General features: G+C 33.2%; 1 protein-coding gene. It reads right to left on the reverse strand.

What is annotated here, in order from left to right; genetic code table 11:
* Positions 1 to 71: 71 nt before the first annotated feature.
* Positions 72 to 380 (reverse strand): GldM family protein (locus tag M3630_RS30710; RefSeq protein ID WP_251254684.1); only part of this gene is annotated, 309 nt, incomplete at its 5' end.

Raw genomic sequence — 380 nt, forward strand, 5'->3', positions numbered from 1 at the left:
CTTAATGCTAATAGTAAAATTAAAATCTTTTTCATTTTAATGATATGATATGTATATTCTTAATAACTAAATTATTGAACATTTATTACAACTGGACTGATTTTTTTCAGAGTTTGACCTCCTAAACCAGTTGCAGTTGCTTGAATACCTGCAATGTAACAAATATCTCCTGATCTTAAGTTCTTAGTAAGACCTGCTACAGAGCTTAATGAGTTACCATTTACAAACATCGCAGCTTTTCCTGGAACTTTAAATTTAAATCCTGTTACTTGGAATGACACAGGGAAATCGAAATCTGGGATAGCAGCACCTACTGTTTGATTAGCAATAGAAGTTGCTGGCATTGTAACCTCGTTTTCACCTCTAATTTGTCCTTGAGG

Source organism: Brevibacillus sp. MER 51, from assembly GCF_023714195.1.
Lineage (GTDB): Bacteria > Bacillota > Bacilli > Brevibacillales > Brevibacillaceae > Brevibacillus.